Source organism: Arthrobacter sp. 'calajunan' (assembly GCF_046940185.1).
GTDB classification, from domain to species: Bacteria; Actinomycetota; Actinomycetes; order Actinomycetales; family Micrococcaceae; genus Glutamicibacter; species Glutamicibacter soli.
Window position 1 is genome coordinate 1 of the sequence record NZ_JBKZDY010000036.1, and the last position, 299, is coordinate 299.

Annotated in this window: 1 pseudogene; it reads right to left on the reverse strand. The window is 68.9% G+C overall.

The annotated features are described in order from the left end of the window. Positions 1-299 (reverse strand): annotated as a pseudogene (locus tag RF641_RS17545) (MFS transporter); the annotation flags it as partial.

Sequence of the window (299 nt, forward strand, 5' to 3'; positions counted from 1 at the left end):
GGGTGCAGCTTAGGTAGATGCAGACGACGGCGATCCAGCCAGCGGTGAAGCCGCCCGGGGAGCTGATCAGCAGGCCCATGGCCAGCGGGCCACTGGTGAATCCGCCGAACTGCCCTGCCGAGACGATGCCGCTGGCGCTGCCCATCCGGCTGATTGGAATGGCGCGCAGCAGGGCGGCCATCAACACCACCGAGACGCCCATCGCCGACGCGCCGTGAAGCACCACGGCAAGCCACAGAAGCACGGCCGAATGAGCCAGCTGGGCCATCAGGAAGCCGAGGCCTCCGGCGGTGGCGAGC